The sequence below is a fragment of the Spirosoma endophyticum genome (assembly GCF_900112365.1).
Lineage (GTDB): Bacteria > Bacteroidota > Bacteroidia > Cytophagales > Spirosomataceae > Spirosoma > Spirosoma endophyticum.
Window position 1 is genome coordinate 92350 of record NZ_FOLQ01000020.1, and the last position, 18705, is coordinate 111054.

Annotated in this window: 21 protein-coding genes and 1 pseudogene; 11 read left to right on the forward strand and 11 right to left on the reverse strand. The window is 50.8% G+C overall.

The annotated features are described in order from the left end of the window. Window positions 1–19 precede the first annotated feature (19 nt). The 3 genes from BM202_RS29530 to pdxR form a co-directional block, all read right to left on the reverse strand. Window positions 20–778 (reverse strand): hypothetical protein, encoded by a 759-nt coding sequence (locus tag BM202_RS29530; protein ID WP_093833004.1) that lies wholly within the window; start codon window positions 776–778, stop codon window positions 20–22. Window positions 779–842: 64 nt separating this feature from the next. After that, entirely contained in the window at window positions 843–1103 is a 261-nt protein-coding gene (locus BM202_RS29535; protein ID WP_093833006.1) for a DUF2024 family protein, read from the reverse strand. 113 nt (window positions 1104–1216) lie between these two features. Continuing rightward, window positions 1217–2689, reverse strand: a complete 1473-nt coding sequence (gene pdxR / locus BM202_RS29540; RefSeq protein WP_093833008.1) for a MocR-like pyridoxine biosynthesis transcription factor PdxR — start codon at window positions 2687–2689, stop codon at window positions 1217–1219. A gap of 102 nt (window positions 2690–2791) precedes the next feature. On the opposite strand from pdxR, the gene BM202_RS29545 reads away from it, so the two are divergent. The 4 genes from BM202_RS29545 to BM202_RS29560 all read left to right on the forward strand — a co-directional run bounded on the left by BM202_RS29545 (window position 2792) and on the right by BM202_RS29560 (window position 5276). Beyond that, entirely contained in the window at window positions 2792–3268 is a 477-nt protein-coding gene (locus tag BM202_RS29545) for a cupin domain-containing protein (RefSeq protein ID WP_093833010.1), read from the forward strand. A 46-nt stretch (window positions 3269–3314) separates the two neighbouring features. Beyond that, on the forward strand, window positions 3315–4223 hold the full coding sequence (locus tag BM202_RS29550; RefSeq protein ID WP_093833012.1) for a dihydrodipicolinate synthase family protein: 909 nt from the start codon (window positions 3315–3317) through the stop codon (window positions 4221–4223). Window positions 4224–4256: 33 nt separating this feature from the next. Further along, window positions 4257–4529: a hypothetical protein gene (locus tag BM202_RS29555; protein ID WP_093833014.1), complete on the forward strand. Its 273-nt coding sequence runs from the start codon at window positions 4257–4259 to the stop codon at window positions 4527–4529. A gap of 159 nt (window positions 4530–4688) precedes the next feature. Then, a complete protein-coding gene (locus BM202_RS29560) occupies window positions 4689–5276 on the forward strand; it encodes a Crp/Fnr family transcriptional regulator (protein ID WP_093833016.1) in 588 nt (195 codons plus the stop codon). A gap of 109 nt (window positions 5277–5385) precedes the next feature. Here BM202_RS29560 and hmpA read toward each other — a convergent pair whose 3' ends face one another. Then, a complete protein-coding gene (hmpA, locus tag BM202_RS29565; protein WP_093833018.1) occupies window positions 5386–6630 on the reverse strand; it encodes an NO-inducible flavohemoprotein in 1245 nt (414 codons plus the stop codon). A gap of 504 nt (window positions 6631–7134) precedes the next feature. Next, window positions 7135–8004: an NmrA family NAD(P)-binding protein gene (locus BM202_RS29570; RefSeq protein ID WP_093833020.1), complete on the reverse strand. Its 870-nt coding sequence runs from the start codon at window positions 8002–8004 to the stop codon at window positions 7135–7137. Window positions 8005–8121: 117 nt separating this feature from the next. Here BM202_RS29570 and BM202_RS29575 point away from each other — a divergent pair, with 117 nt between their 5' ends. After that, window positions 8122–8436: a winged helix-turn-helix transcriptional regulator gene (locus BM202_RS29575; RefSeq protein ID WP_093833022.1), complete on the forward strand. Its 315-nt coding sequence runs from the start codon at window positions 8122–8124 to the stop codon at window positions 8434–8436. A 285-nt stretch (window positions 8437–8721) separates the two neighbouring features. On the opposite strand, the gene BM202_RS29580 is transcribed toward BM202_RS29575, so the two are convergent. Together BM202_RS29580 and BM202_RS39130 are read right to left on the reverse strand one after the other, a co-directional pair. Next, the gene (locus tag BM202_RS29580) at window positions 8722–9489 is read right to left on the reverse strand and encodes a dienelactone hydrolase family protein (RefSeq protein ID WP_093833024.1); all 768 of its coding nucleotides are present in this window, start codon (window positions 9487–9489) and stop codon (window positions 8722–8724) included. 357 nt (window positions 9490–9846) lie between these two features. Further along, a pseudogene (locus BM202_RS39130) lies at window positions 9847–9969 on the reverse strand (integrase core domain-containing protein); the annotation flags it as partial. Between the two features lie 271 nt (window positions 9970–10240). On the opposite strand from BM202_RS39130, the gene BM202_RS37495 reads away from it, so the two are divergent. The 3 genes from BM202_RS37495 to BM202_RS29595 all read left to right on the forward strand — a co-directional run bounded on the left by BM202_RS37495 (window position 10241) and on the right by BM202_RS29595 (window position 11563). After that, window positions 10241–10453, forward strand: a complete 213-nt coding sequence (locus BM202_RS37495) for a hypothetical protein (RefSeq protein WP_093833028.1) — start codon at window positions 10241–10243, stop codon at window positions 10451–10453. 73 nt (window positions 10454–10526) lie between these two features. Then, a complete protein-coding gene (locus BM202_RS36820) occupies window positions 10527–10748 on the forward strand; it encodes a hypothetical protein (RefSeq protein WP_143100786.1) in 222 nt (73 codons plus the stop codon). Between the two features lie 461 nt (window positions 10749–11209). After that, window positions 11210–11563, forward strand: coding sequence for a response regulator (locus tag BM202_RS29595; RefSeq protein ID WP_245776840.1), 354 nt, complete (start codon window positions 11210–11212; stop codon window positions 11561–11563). Window positions 11564–11870: 307 nt separating this feature from the next. Here the strand turns inward: BM202_RS29595 and BM202_RS29600 are convergent, their stop codons facing one another. Further along, a complete protein-coding gene (locus BM202_RS29600) occupies window positions 11871–12854 on the reverse strand; it encodes an aldo/keto reductase (RefSeq protein ID WP_093833050.1) in 984 nt (327 codons plus the stop codon). A gap of 160 nt (window positions 12855–13014) precedes the next feature. Here BM202_RS29600 and BM202_RS29605 point away from each other — a divergent pair, with 160 nt between their 5' ends. The 3 genes from BM202_RS29605 to BM202_RS29615 all read left to right on the forward strand — a co-directional run bounded on the left by BM202_RS29605 (window position 13015) and on the right by BM202_RS29615 (window position 15805). After that, window positions 13015–13911 (forward strand): helix-turn-helix domain-containing protein, encoded by an 897-nt coding sequence (locus BM202_RS29605; protein ID WP_093833030.1) that lies wholly within the window; start codon window positions 13015–13017, stop codon window positions 13909–13911. A 331-nt stretch (window positions 13912–14242) separates the two neighbouring features. Then, entirely contained in the window at window positions 14243–14611 is a 369-nt protein-coding gene (locus tag BM202_RS29610; RefSeq protein ID WP_093833031.1) for an SPW repeat domain-containing protein, read from the forward strand. Between the two features lie 90 nt (window positions 14612–14701). After that, window positions 14702–15805, forward strand: a complete 1104-nt coding sequence (locus BM202_RS29615; protein WP_093833033.1) for a catalase family protein — start codon at window positions 14702–14704, stop codon at window positions 15803–15805. A gap of 286 nt (window positions 15806–16091) precedes the next feature. On the opposite strand, the gene BM202_RS29620 is transcribed toward BM202_RS29615, so the two are convergent. From BM202_RS29620 to BM202_RS29630, 3 genes are all read right to left on the reverse strand, one after another. Then, complete coding sequence (locus BM202_RS29620; protein WP_093833035.1) at window positions 16092–16658, reverse strand: plasmid pRiA4b ORF-3 family protein; 567 nt, start codon at window positions 16656–16658, stop codon at window positions 16092–16094. 106 nt (window positions 16659–16764) lie between these two features. Beyond that, window positions 16765–18033 carry an ATP-binding protein gene (locus BM202_RS29625; RefSeq protein ID WP_262507723.1) on the reverse strand — a complete coding sequence of 423 codons (1269 nt, stop codon included), beginning with the start codon at window positions 18031–18033 and terminating at the stop codon, window positions 16765–16767. A 337-nt stretch (window positions 18034–18370) separates the two neighbouring features. After that, window positions 18371–18705: winged helix-turn-helix transcriptional regulator (locus BM202_RS29630; protein ID WP_317039729.1), on the reverse strand; the 335-nt coding region annotated here is incomplete at its 5' end.

Below are 18705 nucleotides of genomic sequence, written 5' to 3' on the forward strand. Positions count from 1 at the left end.
GGCAATTTAGTGGAGTGAATTATTTTTTTACGGTATAAGGCAACGTTAACTTACCCGACAGAACCGTGTACACGGCATACACGCCCAGCGTCGGTTTGGCCGCTGATGGCTCGTGGCTGGCGTGATCAGCACCCATGCTCATCTCCATGTAGCAGCTGACCGCATCGAAGTTGAAATCTTTGCGGTTATTGACCCGGTAAGCCGGAACACCCATCCGAATCGCTTTGCCACGCGTCACCACGTTGTAGCCTGGCGAGTCAAAATACATCGGTACGCCCGGAGCGGTTTTGGGCAGCGTGACGGCCTTGTCTTCCTTCTTGAACTCCTTGACACTCAGACCACCCGGCACCCGGTTGTCTTTGGTCAGCACCACCCAGTGGGGGTGCCAAACCACGCCGTCGTTGTCAAAGATACCGTCGTTGTTCTCGTCCCACAACGGCGTGTCGTCCATATCGGGGTGCGAGGTGAGGCCCAGGGCCACAATGCCGTCGGTGGCCGAAAAGCCCACATCGGTTGGTTTGAGCGTCGTCGGAAACACGTAGGCTAGTACCGGTGCCCCGTTCATGCTACCGACGTCTTTAGGGACGGTGCGCCCGGCAGCCCCTTCGACCTGCATTTCGAAGATGAGCATATCCAGTGTATTATCATACGTGATGCTAGCCGCCTTAATGGTAAAATCGGCGTTGTTATAGGCCGCAGCCGGCTTGTGGGTTTGAGCGGTAGCAACCGAGGTGGTCAGCGCAAGGGCGATCAGCGTTGCTTTTCGTAAATTGTACATGTGTTTGGCTTGGTTAGACTTGATTATGGAAAACTGGTCGAAAACAAGGCGTCAGCGTGAGCACTCAACAGCCCTGCATTTCGATAATGTGAAAACCTTGATTGGAAATGCTGGCCTGTATTTCATCGGTAGCCTGCTCAATGTGACAGAACTGGCACTCTTTAGTCGTCAGGGATTGCCTGGTCTGGCCTTTGGTCGCTAAGTACGCTTTGCCGTACTGATGAATGGTTGCTTCGCTGGTTAGCGCGGAGGGCACCAGAATATCGAAGTGCATGACTGACCCGTCAGTACGGGTAACGTAGGTATCATAAACGGAAACTTGCATGAGTAGAAGCCTGAAAGTTTAAATTCGTTGCAAATATAGTTAGGATTCCTAACTATATAGAAAAAAGTTATTATTTTTCCAGAGCATCTTATTCACAGCAGTTCCACAAACGGCTACTGGCGGTCTAAGGTCAATTTTAGCGCACGAATACCTTGTTCCATCTCGGGCTCCGTCAGAGATGCAAAGCCCAATCGTAACGCGTTGAGCGGCTGACCCTCGAAGGAAAACCGGTTCGTATCGATCAGACTGACGCCCTGACTAGCTAGGTGCTGCCGCACCAGTCCAAAATCGACGGGTTGGTGGAAAGGTATCCAGTACGCAAGCCCGCCTTCGGGTGGACGGATGATCACGCGGTCAGCCAAGTAGTGATGGAGCAGATCGGCCATTACCCGGTGTCGCTGCCGGTAAATGGATAAGGCTCGCCGGGCGTGTTTCTGAATTTCACCCGTTTCCATTAATCCGGCCACAGCCTGCTCCAGCACTACGTCCCCCTGCCGGTCAATGATAGCCCGCAATTGGGCCACTGACCGAATCAGCGACGGTGGACCAACCATAAAGCCAATTCGGACGGCGGGGGCAATCAGTTTGCTCAACGAACCGATGTAGACGATTGGCTGGGCCGTTTCGTAACTGGCCAGCGGTAGCGGGCTTTTGAGACCGTAATGAAAATCATGGTCGTAGTCATCCTCGATGAGGGTAAACCCGTACTGCGCACTCAGCGCCAGCAGGGCCAGCCGACGGTCGGCTTTTAACGTAACCGTAGTGGGAAACTGGTGCTGGGGTGTTACCAGCAGCGCCTTAACCCGTTCGCGCTGACAAATAGCCTGAACCTGCTCAACGACAAGACCCGCTTCATCGACCCGCACCGGAATCAGCCGGGCCCCGGCCTGCCGAAACGCTTCCCACGCCGGCGCGTAGCCGGGATTTTCGACCAGTATTACGTCTCCCGGTTGCAAAAGCGTCATCGCCGTCAGGTACAGCGCCATCTGGCTACCGCGCGTAATGAGAATCTGGTCAGCCGTAATGCGAATGCCCCGGTGCAGAGCCAGCATAGTTGTCAGAGCCTGGCGAAGTCGTTCGTCTCCCTGTTCGCTGCCGTAGCCCATCAACCGCCAGCGGGCTTTCTGGTTGAAGATGCGCCGGTGGGCCTGGGCCAGTTGGTCCAGCGGGGCCAGGCGCACGTCGGGAACCCCATACGTAAAAACAATGCTGGGCGCTAGGCCTACCGATGGCGTCGGGTCGGGCAGGTCCGGTGGCCGCTGAAACGGAGCCTGAATGGCAGCCGCTGGTTCAGGCATAGGGAACAAGACGGGTGGCTGGGGTAGCTGATCGGAGACAAACGTGCCGCTTTTGTCGCGCGAGACAATCCAGCCTTCGGCCAAAAGCTGCTCGTAAGCCATGACGACGGTTTTCCGGTTGACGCTCAATTGGTCAGCTACCCTACGGCTACCCGGCAGCGTACTTCCCGGCGCGAGCCGTCCCCGGCGAATCTCGTCGCGCAAATAATCGGCAACCTGGAGATAAACCGGCTGTTTTCCCTCCCAGTTTAGGGAAAGGTTCAGCACCCATGGTCGTAACTGGCCCATGTGTATTTAGAAAAACTGGATGATACGAATGGGCCAAATATACGACACTTTTGCCCCGTCGTTCAACAAAACGAATGAAGAGTAATAAACCAAGCAACGCATATGAATACACAGCAAGCCCTGGTAACCGGTGCAAAATTCACCTCGAACGATTTTCACAAAACCTACGCCCGTCCCCATTTTCGGCGACCCGACAAGTTAATTCACCGCAACGTGGAGCAGGCTGGTGAACACAACCAGTTCTCAACCGAGCGCAAGCACCCGGTTTTCTTTGTCGATTTACCCACCCAGAATGTCAGCCTGACCATCGGTGGTCTGTTACCCGACCAGGTCACCAACCGGCACCGGCACACTTACGAAACCGTGCTGTACGTGCTGGCAGGAAAAGGCTGGACCGAGATCGAAGGCGAACGCATCGACTGGCAGGCGGGCGATGCCGTTTATATCCCTTCTTGGGCTTGGCACCGCCATCAGAACGCCAGTTCGACCGAACCGGCCAAATACCTGGCCTGCGAAAATGCCCCTCAGTTGCAAAATCTGGGTGTTGCGCTGCGCGAAGAAGAAGGGCGCGATTTATAAAACCACCGGGCCGGGGTACTTCAGCCCCGGCCTTAACGAATGCCTCATGAACCATGTACCTTTTCACGGCGTAATTGCCTATCCCATCACCCCGTTTGATCGAGCCGGCAAGGTCGATGTGAATTTATTCAAGTCGTTGGTCGAGCGATTGGTTGTCAGCGGCTCCCACGGCATTGCTCCACTGGGCAGCACGGGGGTATTGCCTTACCTGACGGACGAAGAAAAAGAAGCCGTCACGGAAGCGACCATTCAGCAGGTCAATGGCCGGGTGCCGATCCTGGTCGGCGTGTCTAATCTGACCACCGAACGGACCATTTACCACGCCAGGTTCGCCGAGCGGTCCGGAGCGACCGCCGTTATGATTATCCCCATGAGCTACTGGCGGCTCACCGACGACGAGATCGTGGCTCACTACGATGCGGTGGCGGGGGCTCTCTCGATTCCGATCATGGCATACAACAACCCAGCTACCGGGGGGGTGGATATGTCACCGGCACTACTAAAGCGGCTCCTGCAGATTTCGAACGTCACCATGATTAAGGAAAGCACCGGCGATGTGCAGCGAATGCACGTCCTGCGTCGGCAACTAGGTGAAGAAGTTGCCTTCTTCAATGGGGCCAATCCACTGGCGCTGGCCGCGTTGGCGGCCGGGGCACGGGGGTGGTGCACAGCGGCGCCTAATCTAATCCCGGAATTGACCATCGAGCTGTACGATGCGTTCCGGGCCGGCCGGTGGAACGCAGCCCAGGAGACGTTTTACCAACAGTTCGATTTGCTACAATTCATTGTCCAGAAAGGGCTTCCCCGCGCCATTCAGGCGGGGTTAGAACTTCTGGGTGTGAACGGGGGCGAATTAAGAGCACCGTTGACCAAGCTGACGATTGGGGAAAAAGCGCAGTTGAATGCCATTCTGAGGGCCTCTAGCTCAATACAGCGTCAAGCTTCTTTAGCCTGACGCTACGGTTTCACCTATAGATTCTACCAAGCCATGAGCGACATCAAACCGAATGTTACTGGATACCTGGAACCCGTTTTACGGCTGGCAGGGATATCGTTTTTAGTTCCTCTCATTGTTTATCTCGAATGGATGGTCTTGGTTCCAGTGCCTTTCTATATACTGGTAACCATCATGGGGGGCTATGACCCGCTGAAAGCCTTGTTAGTAAAGCTCTTTTCTCAAAAAAAGAGTCAGCGAATGAGTAGTTCATCCCCACCAGTCGTTTGTCCTGAGTCGGCTACTACGTCTGAGCTAACTAACTAGCCCAAAATCAGTCATCCCCAAATCAAGTATGGTCGCTAATAAGCCAATTAGCGGGGAGGGAATGGAGCGTAATCCGTCAACGCAAAGCAATCAGTTACTCTGCGTTGTGGATTACGCCATCACTACTGCCAAAAGACAGGATAACCGTCGTAAGTACGTATGATTAGTGCAACGTTGCTGGAACAATACGGGGCTATTCAATGTCAACTCCCGAAAGCCGTTCTGCTGTTTAGCGAAGGAGAAGAAGCTCAATTTTATTACCAGATCATCTCAGGGGCGATCAAAATGGTCAACTTTGGCGATGGCAAAGAGTTTGTGCAGGGCATTTTTGAGGATGGTCAAAGCTTTGGCGAACCGCCCTTTCTCGCCCGTAAGCCTTATCCGGCCAGCGCCATGACCACGCGACCAACCTCGCTCTGGCGCTGTAACCGGTCCCCGTTCAGCCAGCTCCTGGCCGACCACTTCGACGTGCACTGGCAAATTACTCAAACGCTCAGCGAGCGGCTGGTGAACAAAGCCCGGCTGCTCGAACGAGTGGCCATTGAACACGCCGAGGAGCGCCTGCTCCATTATATCGATCAATTGAAAAACGGGCAACCTATTCCCGTCGGCCAGTACGCGGTGCCTTACACACGGCAGCAGTTGGCGGACCTACTGGGTTTGCGGGTTGAAACGGTCATCAGGACCGTCAAGCGATTAGAGCAACGGGGAGAATTAACCATTCGGTTGGGTAAAATATGGCGGTAATACCGTCTGTTAAGTTCCTTGATTTTTCAGCGTGTGTACGTGTATCGAGCGGCAGCATGATCCTCCGAAGAGGAATGCTGCCGCTCGATACACGTACACACGCTGGTACTTATACAGCCTCGTTTACGACAAATTCTTGGCGTAGGGTAAGCGTTTGGGGGCCAAATTCTTCGTAATTAATGTTCTCTGGCTTTACGCCTAAGGCGATCAGGTCTCCGTACTGCTGGCGAAGAAACGGTTCCGGGCCGCACAGGTAATAAGTAGCCTGGGGCAGAATGATAAACGCTTTAATCAGGTGAAGATCAACGCGACCCGGTATAACCGCTGGATTGGGTGCTAAGGGTTCATCCGGCTGTTCGTAAAAGTTGAAAAAACGGAGCGTATCCGAGCGCTGGCTCCAGGTGTTGAGCAGTTCTCGAAATGCGTGACTGGTCTTATTCCTGGCCCCATGAACCCAAATCATAGGCCGCGGGCTGTGCGTATTGAGCACTGTCTCGGCCATACTAAGTAGGGGCGTTTGTCCCACTCCTCCGCTAATAAAGACGACGGGGCCGGGCTGGTCCTGCTTCAACGTAAAGCCACCCGCCGGCGGTGTTAGCTCAACCACATCGCCCTCACGCGTGAAATTATGCAATCGGTTGCTGATCATGCCGTCGGGCCGGAGGGAACTGCCGCTTTCGCGCTTAACGGATATGCGGTAGTACGCTCCGTTCGGCGCGTTCGACAAGCTGTACTGACGTGGTTGCAACAGATTAATTTCGGGCAGGAACAGCCGTACGCTCACGAATTGACCCGGCAGAAACGACGCTACCTGTCCCCCGTCGCTCGGATACAGGTAGAACGAGGTGATTTCGGCTGATTCTTGCACCTTCTGCCGGATAATGAACGGTCGCCAGCCACTCCAGCCGCCGGTCTGCCCCAGCGTTTGGCGGTACATCTTATTTTCCACGCCAGCCATCAGGGTTGCCAACTGGTCATAAGCGAGTGCCCAGGCTTCCAGCAAGGGTGAATCGCCGGGTAAATCCAGCACTTCGCCAATGGAGGCCAACAGATGCTGGCCTACCAAGTCATATTGTTCGGGGCGAATGTTGAGGCTGACATGCTTATGGCCGATGCCCATCAGTGCGCTCGCCAGCACGGAGGGGTCATCGATATGCTCAGCGTAAGCCAGAACGGCCCCTGCTAAAGCCGTGGGTTGCTTGCCGCTGTGTTGATTTCCCTGATTAAAAATATGTTTTAATTCCGGATTATGGCGAAACATTCGCTCATAGAAATACGAGGTAAGGGCTACCCCATTGGCTTTTAAAACGGGAATTGTCGCCTTAATAGCTTCTTTTTGCGCTTGATTGAGCATACGTGCAGTCTTTAGTAGTGACCGCTCACCTTCGGTATGCCAAACGCTGTAGAATGAATTTCTACCAATCACGTGTAGGCACCGGTGAACCGCACAAAATTGACTACAACGGATACTACTGGCTTATGACATTTGTCATAACGCTTCATTTTTGGTCAGTTTGACCGGAGGTGTCGTTCACATTTGTGATGCCTCCGGTTGACTTTACCTATTCATCAAACAATATGTACGCCACGGCTAGCTGGGAGATTGGTTTCATGTGGATCAGTGCGACTATAGCTAACTAGTTGTTTTGTAGGGAAGTACAGGCTACTGCTATGCGCCTTTATAAAATTTGTCGAACGCTAGCCATCGATTGTTTTGTTTACCGTTAAAAACCCCCATTATCGAAACTGTTATGTGGAAGTTCTTTTGTCTCGTACGGGAGCCATTTATGAGACGATTGTCTTTTTAACAACTGTCAAGTATGGGTAGTAGCATACGATGACAGCGTTCTTAAAGAGTTTATTCACCGTATAGGTTTCTCAAAAAATCTTCTAACCTGACCGGTCTCCTGCCCAGAAGTTGCTTTACATCACTTTTACCGGTATCAAACTCCCCATGCCCAATCGCCTTGGCGTACCTGGCAATGTAGGCCGCATCATTTTCAGAAAGGCCAGCCTGTATAAGCTGCGCAATGTATAAACTTATTTCAGGTTGGTGACAAGCGATCGTCTTCCCGGCACTAGCTGAGAGCAGGTCAGCAATTTCCGCAAACGAAAAAGCGGTTTCTGCCGCAATAACGTACTCCTTATTTTCGTGACCCGGAGTAGTCAGTACAACGGCCAACGCCTCCGCCATTTCGGCTAGTGGCAAAAAGGGGGTTTTACCGACTCCGGCAGGAATACAGACACCCGCATCCAACACGTCCTTTCCAATAAGGAAAGGAATCAAATCCGCATAAAGTGTATTATTCATCACGGTATAAGGGAGGGCTGCCTGCTTTAAATAGTCAGCTGTATAGGCGTGGTATTGCACATCTTCCGTCATGGTGCTTTGATTTAAATCTTTCATCTCAAAGCCCGTATAAATCAGGTGACGGACTCCAGTTTCCGTAGCGGCATCAATCGCATTCTTGTGCTGCCCAAACCGGTAAGCAATAGCTGCTGAAGAAGATATTAGCAGTAGCTTGTCTACGCCTTGGAACGCATTTTTTAATGATTCAACATCTTGGTAGTCACCGAGTTTCACCTGAACCCCTTTTGACTTTAAGTCGGCTGCCTTGGTGTCATCTCGTACCAACGCCGTAATGTCGGATGTAGCTATGCCCTTCTCTACTAGTGAATGAATGGTTGCTTTACCCAAATTGCCTGTGGCACCCGTTACTAAAATCATGATCTTTATGTACGATTAATGATAACCTACTTATCACATGAACAACCGATCTAGATTATTAAAAGTGACCATTGTCCTTTCGCGTCAAAACAAAAAGTGGTAACCTAAAAGTGACTAATGGCAAAAAAGATAGACACCAATGACTGTGCTGTTTCGGCGACGATCGATTTGATTGGAGGACGGTGGAAATTGACTATTCTGCACGTGCTTCTCAGACATGATCGGCGTTTCGGGGAAATCCTTGTTCGGATACCCGCTATTTCAAGAAAGGTATTAACTCAACAACTGAGAGCGCTTGAAGCGGATGGCTTAATCAGTAGGAAACAGTACAAGGAACGTCCTCCCCGGGTAGCGTATGCGCTCACCGATTTTGGCCATAATCTCTGCCCTTTGTTGGCACGTATGGCAGCTTTGAGAAATGGTGTTGGCTAATCGAACTCAATAGCTAACAAACCGCTCCAAATGCGTTTAGTTTTGCTCAGTTTTTCAGCAGTGCCTCCTTAAATTCCCTAGCTTTAGCGTATTCTTCTAAACGTAGCAGGCCGACTGCAGCTCGTCGTTTCTTATTATCCGCTTCATTCGCACTAGGAATGACCCTGCATATCATGTTGGGGAGCATTTAATGAGACAATTAGGTTTCAATAATTATCAACTTCAATTTCTAGTATCCGCCCCATTGTGGCGCTACGCAAAGCTTCTCCTCCCGCCCGGATCGCATCAACAGCGGTCATTCAATACCTCTCCGAAAAGATCAAGTACGGCGCGCCAGGCCCGCTCAGTGTGTTTGGGGTGATAGCCCACACCGGGCACCGTTGCTTGAACATGCGTGGACCCTTCGGCCAGCAATCCGTCCGAATTGGTCGGACGAGCCCAAAAAGCGTGCTGGGCACCGCCATAAATGGTTACCCGCCAGTCAAGCCCGGCTTCCTGTAAGGTGTGACCAAAGGCGAGCAGCTGGCCGGGAGTGACCAGTGGGTCCTCCGAGCCGGTACAGAGAAGAATGGTGCTGTTTAGATCGCGCCAGTCATCGGCATCCGGTTTCGGCAAGGCGGGGTGGACCACCGCGACAGCTTTGAAAGGGGCGCCTGTTTGCGCAAGCTCAAGGACGATCCGGCTGCCAGCACCATAGCCTAGAGCCAAGAGCCGGCTGGCGTCCACATCAGGCGTTGCCAGAAGAACGTTCAGCGCAACGCGACCAATAGCCCGCATCCGACCTTCGTCGGCCAGCAAGGGCATGGTCCGAGCCAGCATGGCGTCGGGCCGGCCAAAAAAGTTCTGTCCGCCGTGAAAATCCATCGCGAGCGCAACATAGCCGTGCGCGGCGAGATCATCAGCGCGACCCCGCTGGTAGTCGTCAAGACCAACGCCGTCGTGTCCAATGAGAACGGCGGGCCAAGGACCCTGGCCCTGTGGCCGGGCAAGATGCGCGACCATCTTCAGGCTGTCTGCCTCGTAAAAGACTGGGGAAGTTATGATTTGGTGCATAGCTTATAGGAGGAAAGGCAAGGTGGAAACGAGTCGTGTATCTATACTGGTAACTAGCAGCCGCTCTAAACTAGTTTGCTCTATTTGGCGACCAACTTGATTAAATAGTAGGACCTTAATGGACCTACTTGCTCAGCGGAGCACCCGCAGTCGCGGAGGATGCCCGGCGTAATTGGTTACGGCCGCGCGGTCCGGTTGCTAAGCTCCTCTGATTGGCTCATGGTGTTATTCAACTAGGTTTTCTTTACAAAGAACCACCTTCTTCTATCGGCTAGTAGTCAGTTTAAGTTGATAATTTGTTGGCCTACCTTAAGATTAGGTCCTTAGCCCCTTTGGTGAGCCAGTTTTGAGTAGCGGTTAAGCCGCCTGTCGGTATTCGACCGGGGTCATAAATGGCAAGGTCCGATGAGGCCGTTCCGTATTGTACTCCACCAGCCACGCATTCATCGTTTGGCGTACTTGCCGGATACTTATAAATAAATGAGCGTCTAGTTCAGTGTATTGTCAGCTCAAAATGGACCACTGCGGCCGGGCTGCCAGAGCAGTGAAAAGAGAAGCGATGCTTTAGACGCTTTGTAATTTCTGATACATATAATTTTTGAGCTTTTGGCTATCGTTAGCTCCAGGGCGCCGGTGCGAGTTGATTTGTTGCCGTTCGGCTATGAATTGCTTGTAATGCCACCAATACGGATCAGCGGGCGTCACATTATCCAGCGTTTTTACGAGACATTTACTTTTTAATAACTGTACAATGCTATCCGTCGCATACGATAGAAACTTTGAAGAGAATTTTTCCTTATTTAAAACAACTGACTCTAACGGGGATTACGTCGTTTTTACAATAAATGCTGATTACAAAAACTATGAATATAAGGAAGATTACTCTTGGTGTTTGAGTATTCTGGTTGATATAGAAAGCTCAGAGGGATATCCTACCTCTGAAGAAGCTGAATTACTTGACTAGTTAGAAGATAAACAAGTCCAATTTTCAACTAGCACTCTGGTTAGTTATGTATTCAGTTTACCTTTCGAATTCTATGAAACTTGTTTTTTACTCTATTGCTGGATTGGTTATTCTAGCAGCACTGACCTATCTGTATCTGCACATTTCCTTTTCTATAAAATGCCCGAAATGTGGCAAGATTGATGAAGAACGTATTACCCGTTCAAGTTTGGCTCGTTTCTTCTCCCGGTTTATTCCTATAAAAGCCTACCATTGCCGAAAGTGCTGGAATGAGTACGTTGTTATCGGCCATTAAGGTTTGAATATCGGCAAGTTACCCTCTTGAAGCAGACAGCAAAATCATTTTATTAAGCGTCGTTTTTTGAGAACCCTGTTTCTTTTTCTATATGCTGACACCACCTGAATCTATGAATTTGCTATTGCTGGCTTGCGATTGAGGCTGCCCCAAGAACGCAAACGGAGATATCTACCTGTATGGACTCCTTAAATTGAGCGTTTTGTGCGATAAGATGAGCAGGACTAGTAGATCGCTAAAAACAACCAACGCCCTTTAAGGCAGAGTCGACAAAGCTGGGGGTTAAAGTAAGTAGCCGTGAAGCCATCGGCCGATAGATGTTGAACGGAAAAGCTATTGCCTTTTCGTATGTTTGTCGGTCTAAATACTGATGAAGCCTTCTGTTTTTCCCATTCTGTTGGTCGACGATGATGCCACCATCGCTGAGTTGCTGACCCGAGCGGCAGTCAGCACCCGAAGCTGTGTTTATCCATACCAGCACCTATGAAGAAGCGGCAAGGTATCTGGGCGATTTGACGGGCCGAGGTCCCCGGTTAATCCTGTTGGACATCAACTTACGCACCGGGCTGAGCGGGTTCGACTTTTTATCGTTAGTGCAGCAGCATCCCCAGGGCCATCTGGTGCCCATTATCATGCTGTCGAGCAGTGATGACCAGACGGATCAACAGGACGCTTACCGGCGCGGGGCCACGGTGTATAGCCGGAAGCCCTTTAGTTTCCAGGCCTGGAAACGCTATGTGGGAGGTCTGCACACCTATTGGTTTGAGACGGTAGCCCTGCCTTCCATCTGGTTCCAGAAAGAGGATGGCCAATAAGATCGGTAAGTCGCTTAAGGTACGTAGTTGACGGATTGAGCCCTGGTAACCGGTTTTGCTTTCTATCCAGTTAAACCGCACTCAGCGGTGCAGGATCATTTAAGAATTGATAAAACCAGCAATTATTGAAATGAGTACTTTTATTGACATGTGAATACATTTATAAAAGCAACCAAAGTATGAAGCCATTTTTAATTCTTTGGCCATAAACTTTTACGAGGCCATAGCTATCAATAACTACCGCCCCCTGCCTTTGTACGTAAGGACATGTACAAGGGCAGGGGCGTAGCACAAGAGTATGATTACCTTACCTGCCTTGTAGGCCTGCCAAACTTGCAGGATAGCGTTCGCCTTGAAGGCGGATGTCCGCCAAAGCCTCATCGATATTGGCTAAATCATCATTGCTTAAGGTAATGGTTACACTGCCTATATTTTCGGCTAAGCGACTTAGTTTGGTGGTTCCCGGAATCGGTGCAATCCAAGGCTTTTGCGCCAGCAGCCAGGCCAAGGCAATTTGCGCGGGCGTTGCGTTCTGTTGGCTCGCAATCTTGGTTACCAACTCAACAATGGTTTGATTCGCTTCGCGGTTTTCTTTGCTAAAACGAGGCATGATATTGCGCCAATCGGTCGGGTCAAATTCAGTGGCCGCCGTCATCTTACCCGTTAAAAATCCTTTGCCCAACGGGCTAAATGGAACGAAGCCAATGCCCAATTCGTCCAGCAAGGGTATGATTTCTTTTTCGGGTTCGCGCCAGAACATAGAATACTCGCTTTGCAGGGCGGCCACGGGTTGTATCGCATGCGCTCGACGTATACTTTGCACGCTGGCTTCACTCATCCCGAAGTGTTTTACTTTACCCTCAGCGATTAACTCTTTTACCGTTCCGGCAACGTCTTCAACAGGCACATTCGGGTCCACCCGGTGTTGGTAAAACAAGTCGATATAATCGGTTTTCAGATACCGGAGCGAGTTTTCAGCCACTTGCCTAATGCGTTCCGGGCGACTATCCAACCCATCTGTATTCCGGCCGTTGTTAAAGCCAAACTTGGTGGCGATGATTACTTTATCCCGTACATGGTGCAATGCTTTTCCGACCAACTGTTCATTGGCTCCTTGTCCATACACTTCTGCGGTATCAAAGAAAGTGATGCCCAATTCATACGCGTGTCGAATGAGTGTAATCGCTTCGTTTTCATTGGTGGCCGGGCCATACCCATGGCTTAATCCCATGCAGCCCAAACCAAGTTCAGATACGCTTAATCCTGAGGCTCCTAATTGTCGTGTTTTCATTTTGTCTGTTTTTTGTGTGTTTACAGCTGCAAAATTGGGGCGGCCGACCGAGCCTTTTTTATACAGATTACGGGTTTCCTTACCAATATTACTGATTGGAAGGCCAATATGAAAAGGGCTTAAGGGAATCTGTAATTTTGTAATGATAAAAGAAAACGGCATGAACAAGATTGTAAACATTAGCAGCATCGCGCAATACAACACCATGCGGGGCGTACCGACTAAACATCCGCTGGTGGCGGTGATTGACCTCTCCAAAGCGCAACCAATGTCTGCGGGGTCATTCAACTTTGGGTTGTATGCGGTGGGTCTGAAAGAGTTGAACCATGGCCAACTGCGCTATGGAAGAAGACACTATGACTACCAGGAAGGAAGTCTGATATTTGTCGCGCCTGGACAGGTGTTAGGTGTACAATCCGGCGTTGATCTATTTGCCCCTAAAGGCTGGGCCTTGCTTTTTCATGCCGACCTGCTAAACGGCACTCCATTAGGCAAACACATGCAGGATTATTCGTTCTTTTCGTATGCTGTCCATGAAGCGCTTCATTTGTCGGAGAAAGAGAAAAGTATTGTAACGGATTGCTTTGCAAAAATTGAGTACGAACTTGATCAAACCATAGACAAGCACACTAAAGGCCTAATTGCCTCCAACATCGAGCTGCTGCTCAATTACTGCATCCGTTTTTACGACCGCCAGTTCATTACGCGCGACGATGCCAACAAAGGCATCCTGGAACGGTTTGAAGACCTATTGACCGGCTATTTTTCATCCGATAAACCGCAGAGCGAGGGCTTGCCTTCGGTCGGGTATTGCGCCGAAGTCCTCCATTTATCCCCCAACTATTTTGGGGACCTGGTGAAGAAAGAAACCGGTCGATCGGCTCAAGAATACATTCAATCAAAAGTGATCGATGTGGCCAAAGAAAAGATATTTGATGAGCGCAAATCCATTAGTCAGATTGCCTATGAATTGGGCTTTAAGTACCCCTCGCATTTTACGCGCTTGTTTAAGCATCAAGTAGGCTTCACGCCGAACGCGTACAGAACGCTCAATTGACAACTGGTTGGAAGACAAGCTGTGCCTTTAAACGCCCGGTTACATGAGATAATACATGAAACCTTTCTCGTCTCAATTTGGAGCGTTAAAAGGACAAAATGGGCTGACCTCTACAGGGTACTTATTCAATAAGGACACGCCTGTTGAGTCTAATCAAATTATAGACTTACCAATGTACCCCCGTTCGCCAAGGCAGCAAGTGTGTTCATTCTTCAGAAAAATTAAAACCATGTTTTGACATCTACGTTTATTTAGCCGTAAGCTGACGCCCTATACAGCCGTAGGGGTCAACAATCAGCTTGTTGTCACCCCCTACAACCACTCAACTAGTATGAAAAAACCAATGAGCCGTCAGCAGCACGGCTTCACCGATTACTCGTACGTGCCCCTGGTGGCGGCAGCTCCCACCCTGGTGGGCTTTGACGACCAACCAACAGCCGTTGCCCTAACCCGCCTCTTGAGCGGTAGCATTCTGGTAACTAGCCTCTTAACCCGAGCCGAGTGGGGATTGGCCAAGGTCATTCCCTTCAAGGGGCATCTGATAGCCGACACCGCCGTGGGACTATTCGCCTTGAGCGCTCCCTGGTTGTTTGGCTTTGCAGGCCATGCCAAAGCACGCAATACCTTTTTGGTAGCAGGCGTTTTTGGCATCATGGCTGGCATGCTTTCTAAGCCTGAAGAAATGCCCTCCGCCAGCTAACTCATTTACCAACCCTGAGGTCTGTGACTGGTTCACGTGGTGGATCAGCTACGGCTACTAGCTCTAGCCCTTATCCTAGCAATTCATATTATGACAACTAACCAACCCAATTATGTCCCCTATTCGGACGCGGTTGAAGTGAAACAGCCTAACGAGGAGGAACAAACCCGCCAGGTCGTCGACTCGATGGCCCGCGTCAATCGGCTCATGTTCGAGAAGCACCGGCATGCGATTCGCGACGCCCACGCCAAAAGCCATGGTATTTTGCGGGGTGAATTACAGATTTATGATAACCTACCCCAACCATTAGCCCAGGGCTTGTTCAAAAGGCCTGCCACGTATCCGGTTATCATTCGTCTATCGACCGCACCGGGCGCTATCATGCCCGATGGACAGCCCACCTTTCGGGGCATGGCCATCAAGGTGATCGGCGTAGAAGGCCCCAAGTTTTTGCCCGACCAGGCGGATGCCCTCACCCAGGACTTTCTGCTGGTCAACCATCCCATCATTCCGACCGGTACGGTGGAGACCTATCTCCAGCAGCAGCTAAAACTGGAGAAGCAAGCTGGCCTACCCGAAGAACTGCAAGCGGCTCAGTCAAAGCTGATCACGGGCGTTCACAAACTGCTGGATGTGGTGGGGCTGGAGCCGGAACCCAATGACCTAGGCATTGGGAAGGCCAATACCCACATTCTAGGAGAAACCTTTTTCAGCATGGCCGCTTTACGTTACGGTGAGTATATCGCCAAACTATCGGCGGTTCCCCTATCCGAAGCGCTGCAAGCCCTGCAGGGCCAGGAGATTGATGCCCGTAACGATTCGGCGTTGCGGGACTTAGTGGTCTCTTTTTTCGTCAACCAAGGGGCCGAGTATGAACTACGCGCCCAGCTGTGCACCGATCTAACCCGTATGCCGGTGGAAGACGGGTCGGTGGAGTGGGCTGAGGATGAAAGTCCCTACCAGCCGATTGGCAAACTGGTCATTCCAGCCCAGAATGCCTACAGCCCGGCCCGGCGGGTATACGCCGATGATGTGTTGACGTTCAATCCTTTTCATTGCCTGGCTGCCCACCGGCCGCTGGGCAGCATCATGCGGGCTCGTCAACTGGCGTATGAGACCTCGAGTCAGTATCGTCACCAGATGAATGCTCAGCCCAGGGTCGAGCCCCGCAGTATCGACGAACTACCGGACTGAAGGCCGCTACCGAGGGTGTTCCGTTCCCACCAGCTCCGTTGGGTGGGAACGGGATCCACAAACTGACCAACCTTGCTTACAAGATTTTGGCGTTACTCCTAAATTAGCTGTCCCTTTACCCATTCTACTGATGAAGCAGCCCTATGTACGCTTCTCCATCTCAAGAGGGAGCGTTTTTGCGAGACAAAGACTTTTTGGAAATTAATGTCAACGCTAATCCGTAACATACGGCATTTGTCAACTGCCCAATTGGTAATCTTGACTATATTCGCCTCAATTGGTTAACTTATGATGAGTGAAAAAAAGCTGTTAATTGCTGGTTCACCTCTTGCAAGTCGAACGCCTTAGCATCATAGATCCCGCCGAGCCATTCCAGCATTTCCTGCCGCTCAGGGTGTCCTTTGTCATTTATGATGCGTAGCATTTCATAGAAGCCGGGAATTCCGCCACAGTCTTCGGGTGGACAGTTTAGCTTGCCACCTGTACAGATAGGGTACTGTAAATCAGCATCAACGGGAAGCCATTGTTCCACTATAAGGGTGTGCTCCCAACTATCCCCGAAATCGTAGGTGTAGTCAACTGTTTGAGTACCATGTGTCAACACGCTTTCCAGGGTAACTGTCGCTTCGTCGATCAACTTTTCGCCATAATCCATGTCAAACTCTTCCAGTGGCTGGCCAATCCGTACTCCAGCTGCGGTAAACTCGTGCAGATGCGAGTTGGTCCATCCCATGGCGATTTGGATGACCTCATGCAGTGTTTCAAACGTACTGGTCTTTTCCACCAGTATGCGTCGCCAGATGAGTGGTTTGGTGCCGCGCAGGCTGATTTTAACTTGAATGATGGTATCCATTAGGTAGGGCTACAAATAGAATAGGTTTATATTCAATACGTTGTATAGTTTAGTGAACGCAATTGTGCAATTAATGTGCAATTGCTATGCAATTTGTGCAATGACTCTACTGGTTTACTACATAGTAAGAGCCTGCCCCTTTCGTGCCCTGCTGCTTGAGCCAATTCTGTTGAACCAATTCTTTCAAGTCAGTACTAGCCGTGTTGCGCGAACAGTCATTGAGCCGCTGATAGTCAGCGTTCGTTATCCGTCCCTGCTGCTTGGTATAAAGAATACCCTTCGTCTGTCGCTCATTCAGCCCGGCTTGTCGTAACAACGCTTCCTGATAGCGATCGGCAAAGAAGGTCACCCAGAATCCACCTTGTTTGTCTTCAAACAAAGGGTCCGGCAGCCCCCACGCCCGACATTCGGCAATCATCTTCAACGTGCCACGACCCCAGGTTTCCACCAGACCACCCCGAAACATGGCCATCGCCAGGGTAGGGTTACGCCGACGAGAGGAATGAGGCTGTTGCAGGTCAGCCGGGGTTAAGCCTTCAATTAACGAGCCTTCGTTGAAGAATACCAACCGGTCATCATACACCCACACAAAGATAGGACCGCCAAAGTAGTCCTTGTGCATGATGGCGTTAAGCAAGGCCTCGCGAATGGCATCGGGTGGGTATGGCAACCGCTCCTGGCGATATAGGCCCTGATAGGAGACCAGGCCAGGTAGGTACTTACTATCCAGCAGTTGTAGGGTGCGTTCAGCCAGCCGGAACCCATCGCCACTCAACTCATCCTGAAACTTCAGATCGGTGGCATCCTGGCCAAAGCGGCCGATTTTGATGTGAGCACCTAAGATAAAGCGCATCGGGTGTTTGCCAAACAAGACTAATGCCGCCCGCTTCACTCCCCCTTCGCCATCAGTTAGATTGAGATTGTCTAGAAAGGTTGCCAAACCGATCCGTAGCGGTTCATGATGATCCAACCGCTGTCGTTCCACCCCCCGTTGCTCAAACGCTTGTATAGTTTCGGGATCAAGATCTTCCAATCTGGCTTTGGGTTCGACGACATCATCAAAAGTCTTACCCAAGCGCTTGAGCAAAAACTGCTGCAAGGCGTTCCCTTTGAGCACCTGCTTGGTACTACCGCTTCGTAGGTGATACTCCCCATGGTAGGCGACGGGCATTTCATAAGGTTGGGTAACGATCTCGATATATGCCTGTCCTCCTTGCTCGCGCAGGTTTACGTCGGCGATGATGCCCAGGGCATTCTGAATCTTATTAGGGAGATCTTCCAGCAGCCGTTTAGCATTATCAAGGCCAACAACCTGCCCTTTGTCATTGACACCAATCAACAACGTGCCGCCCTGCGCGTTGGCGAAACCGGCGATCCATTTGAGGTATTCGTCACGCCAGCTTTATTTGTATTCAGTGAATTGGTTTTCAGCCATAGTAAAGTGTAAAGATACACTTTATATGAGCATTGAGGAAAAGCACATTACCAGCTATACTGGCTAATTTAGCGTAACCTACTGAGAGCAAAAGTCGAAGCGAGACGCCAGCGCAAATGCCGGGTCGCCGTCGCGGAAGCCATTACCGAAGCGGGTATCTTTATCTACACCCAGTTTATAAAGCAGATACATGAATACTTCTTCGTCTCAGTTGGGAGCGTAAAATGAGACAAGAGATAGCTGAGTTCAACCCCAGCCAGTTGCTCGCCCAAAGCAATTAGCTCCGAACCAGCTTTTGTTTGTGGCGCTGGCCCCACCGAATCATCGCATCAATCACTTCCTTCAGCGTGCCCGCATAAGGGGTGGCCGAATATTCCACCGTGACCGGTTTGGTAGGGCATACTTGCCGACTCACTAATTGGTTGAGTTCCAGTTCGTGTAACTCCTTGGATAAGATTCGCGGCGAAATGCCCGAGGCCCTGGCCAGTTCACCAAAACGCTTGGTGCCTTCATTAATCAAGATGGAAAGTAGCAACAACTTCCATTTCCCATTGACCACATACAGCGTGTCCTGAATGGCCGAATGCACATTGGTGCAGGCTAAATCTGAAT

What these genes read in the sequence shown, in the direction of transcription:
- BM202_RS29530 (WP_093833004.1), bottom strand. Translation starts at nt 778, where the DNA reads ATGTACAATTTACGAAAAGCAACGCTGATCGCCCTTGCGCTGACCACC.
- pdxR (WP_093833008.1), bottom strand. Translation starts at nt 2,689, where the DNA reads ATGGGCCAGTTACGACCATGGGTGCTGAACCTTTCCCTAAACTGGGAG.
- BM202_RS29575 (WP_093833022.1), top strand. Translation starts at nt 8,122, where the DNA reads ATGGCAAAAAAGATAGACACCAATGACTGTGCTGTTTCGGCGACGATC.
- BM202_RS29600 (WP_093833050.1), bottom strand. Translation starts at nt 12,854, where the DNA reads ATGAAAACACGACAATTAGGAGCCTCAGGATTAAGCGTATCTGAACTT.
- BM202_RS29570 (WP_093833020.1), bottom strand. Translation starts at nt 8,004, where the DNA reads ATGATTTTAGTAACGGGTGCCACAGGCAATTTGGGTAAAGCAACCATT.
- BM202_RS29620 (WP_093833035.1), bottom strand. Translation starts at nt 16,658, where the DNA reads ATGGATACCATCATTCAAGTTAAAATCAGCCTGCGCGGCACCAAACCA.
- BM202_RS29535 (WP_093833006.1), bottom strand. Translation starts at nt 1,103, where the DNA reads ATGCAAGTTTCCGTTTATGATACCTACGTTACCCGTACTGACGGGTCA.
- BM202_RS29610 (WP_093833031.1), top strand. Translation starts at nt 14,243, where the DNA reads ATGAAAAAACCAATGAGCCGTCAGCAGCACGGCTTCACCGATTACTCG.
- BM202_RS36820 (WP_143100786.1), top strand. Translation starts at nt 10,527, where the DNA reads ATGAAACTTGTTTTTTACTCTATTGCTGGATTGGTTATTCTAGCAGCA.
- BM202_RS37495 (WP_093833028.1), top strand. Translation starts at nt 10,241, where the DNA reads ATGCTATCCGTCGCATACGATAGAAACTTTGAAGAGAATTTTTCCTTA.
- BM202_RS29550 (WP_093833012.1), top strand. Translation starts at nt 3,315, where the DNA reads ATGAACCATGTACCTTTTCACGGCGTAATTGCCTATCCCATCACCCCG.
- BM202_RS29560 (WP_093833016.1), top strand. Translation starts at nt 4,689, where the DNA reads ATGATTAGTGCAACGTTGCTGGAACAATACGGGGCTATTCAATGTCAA.
- hmpA (WP_093833018.1), bottom strand. Translation starts at nt 6,630, where the DNA reads ATGCTCAATCAAGCGCAAAAAGAAGCTATTAAGGCGACAATTCCCGTT.
- BM202_RS29555 (WP_093833014.1), top strand. Translation starts at nt 4,257, where the DNA reads ATGAGCGACATCAAACCGAATGTTACTGGATACCTGGAACCCGTTTTA.
- BM202_RS29580 (WP_093833024.1), bottom strand. Translation starts at nt 9,489, where the DNA reads ATGCACCAAATCATAACTTCCCCAGTCTTTTACGAGGCAGACAGCCTG.
- BM202_RS29615 (WP_093833033.1), top strand. Translation starts at nt 14,702, where the DNA reads ATGACAACTAACCAACCCAATTATGTCCCCTATTCGGACGCGGTTGAA.
- BM202_RS29545 (WP_093833010.1), top strand. Translation starts at nt 2,792, where the DNA reads ATGAATACACAGCAAGCCCTGGTAACCGGTGCAAAATTCACCTCGAAC.
- BM202_RS29605 (WP_093833030.1), top strand. Translation starts at nt 13,015, where the DNA reads ATGAACAAGATTGTAAACATTAGCAGCATCGCGCAATACAACACCATG.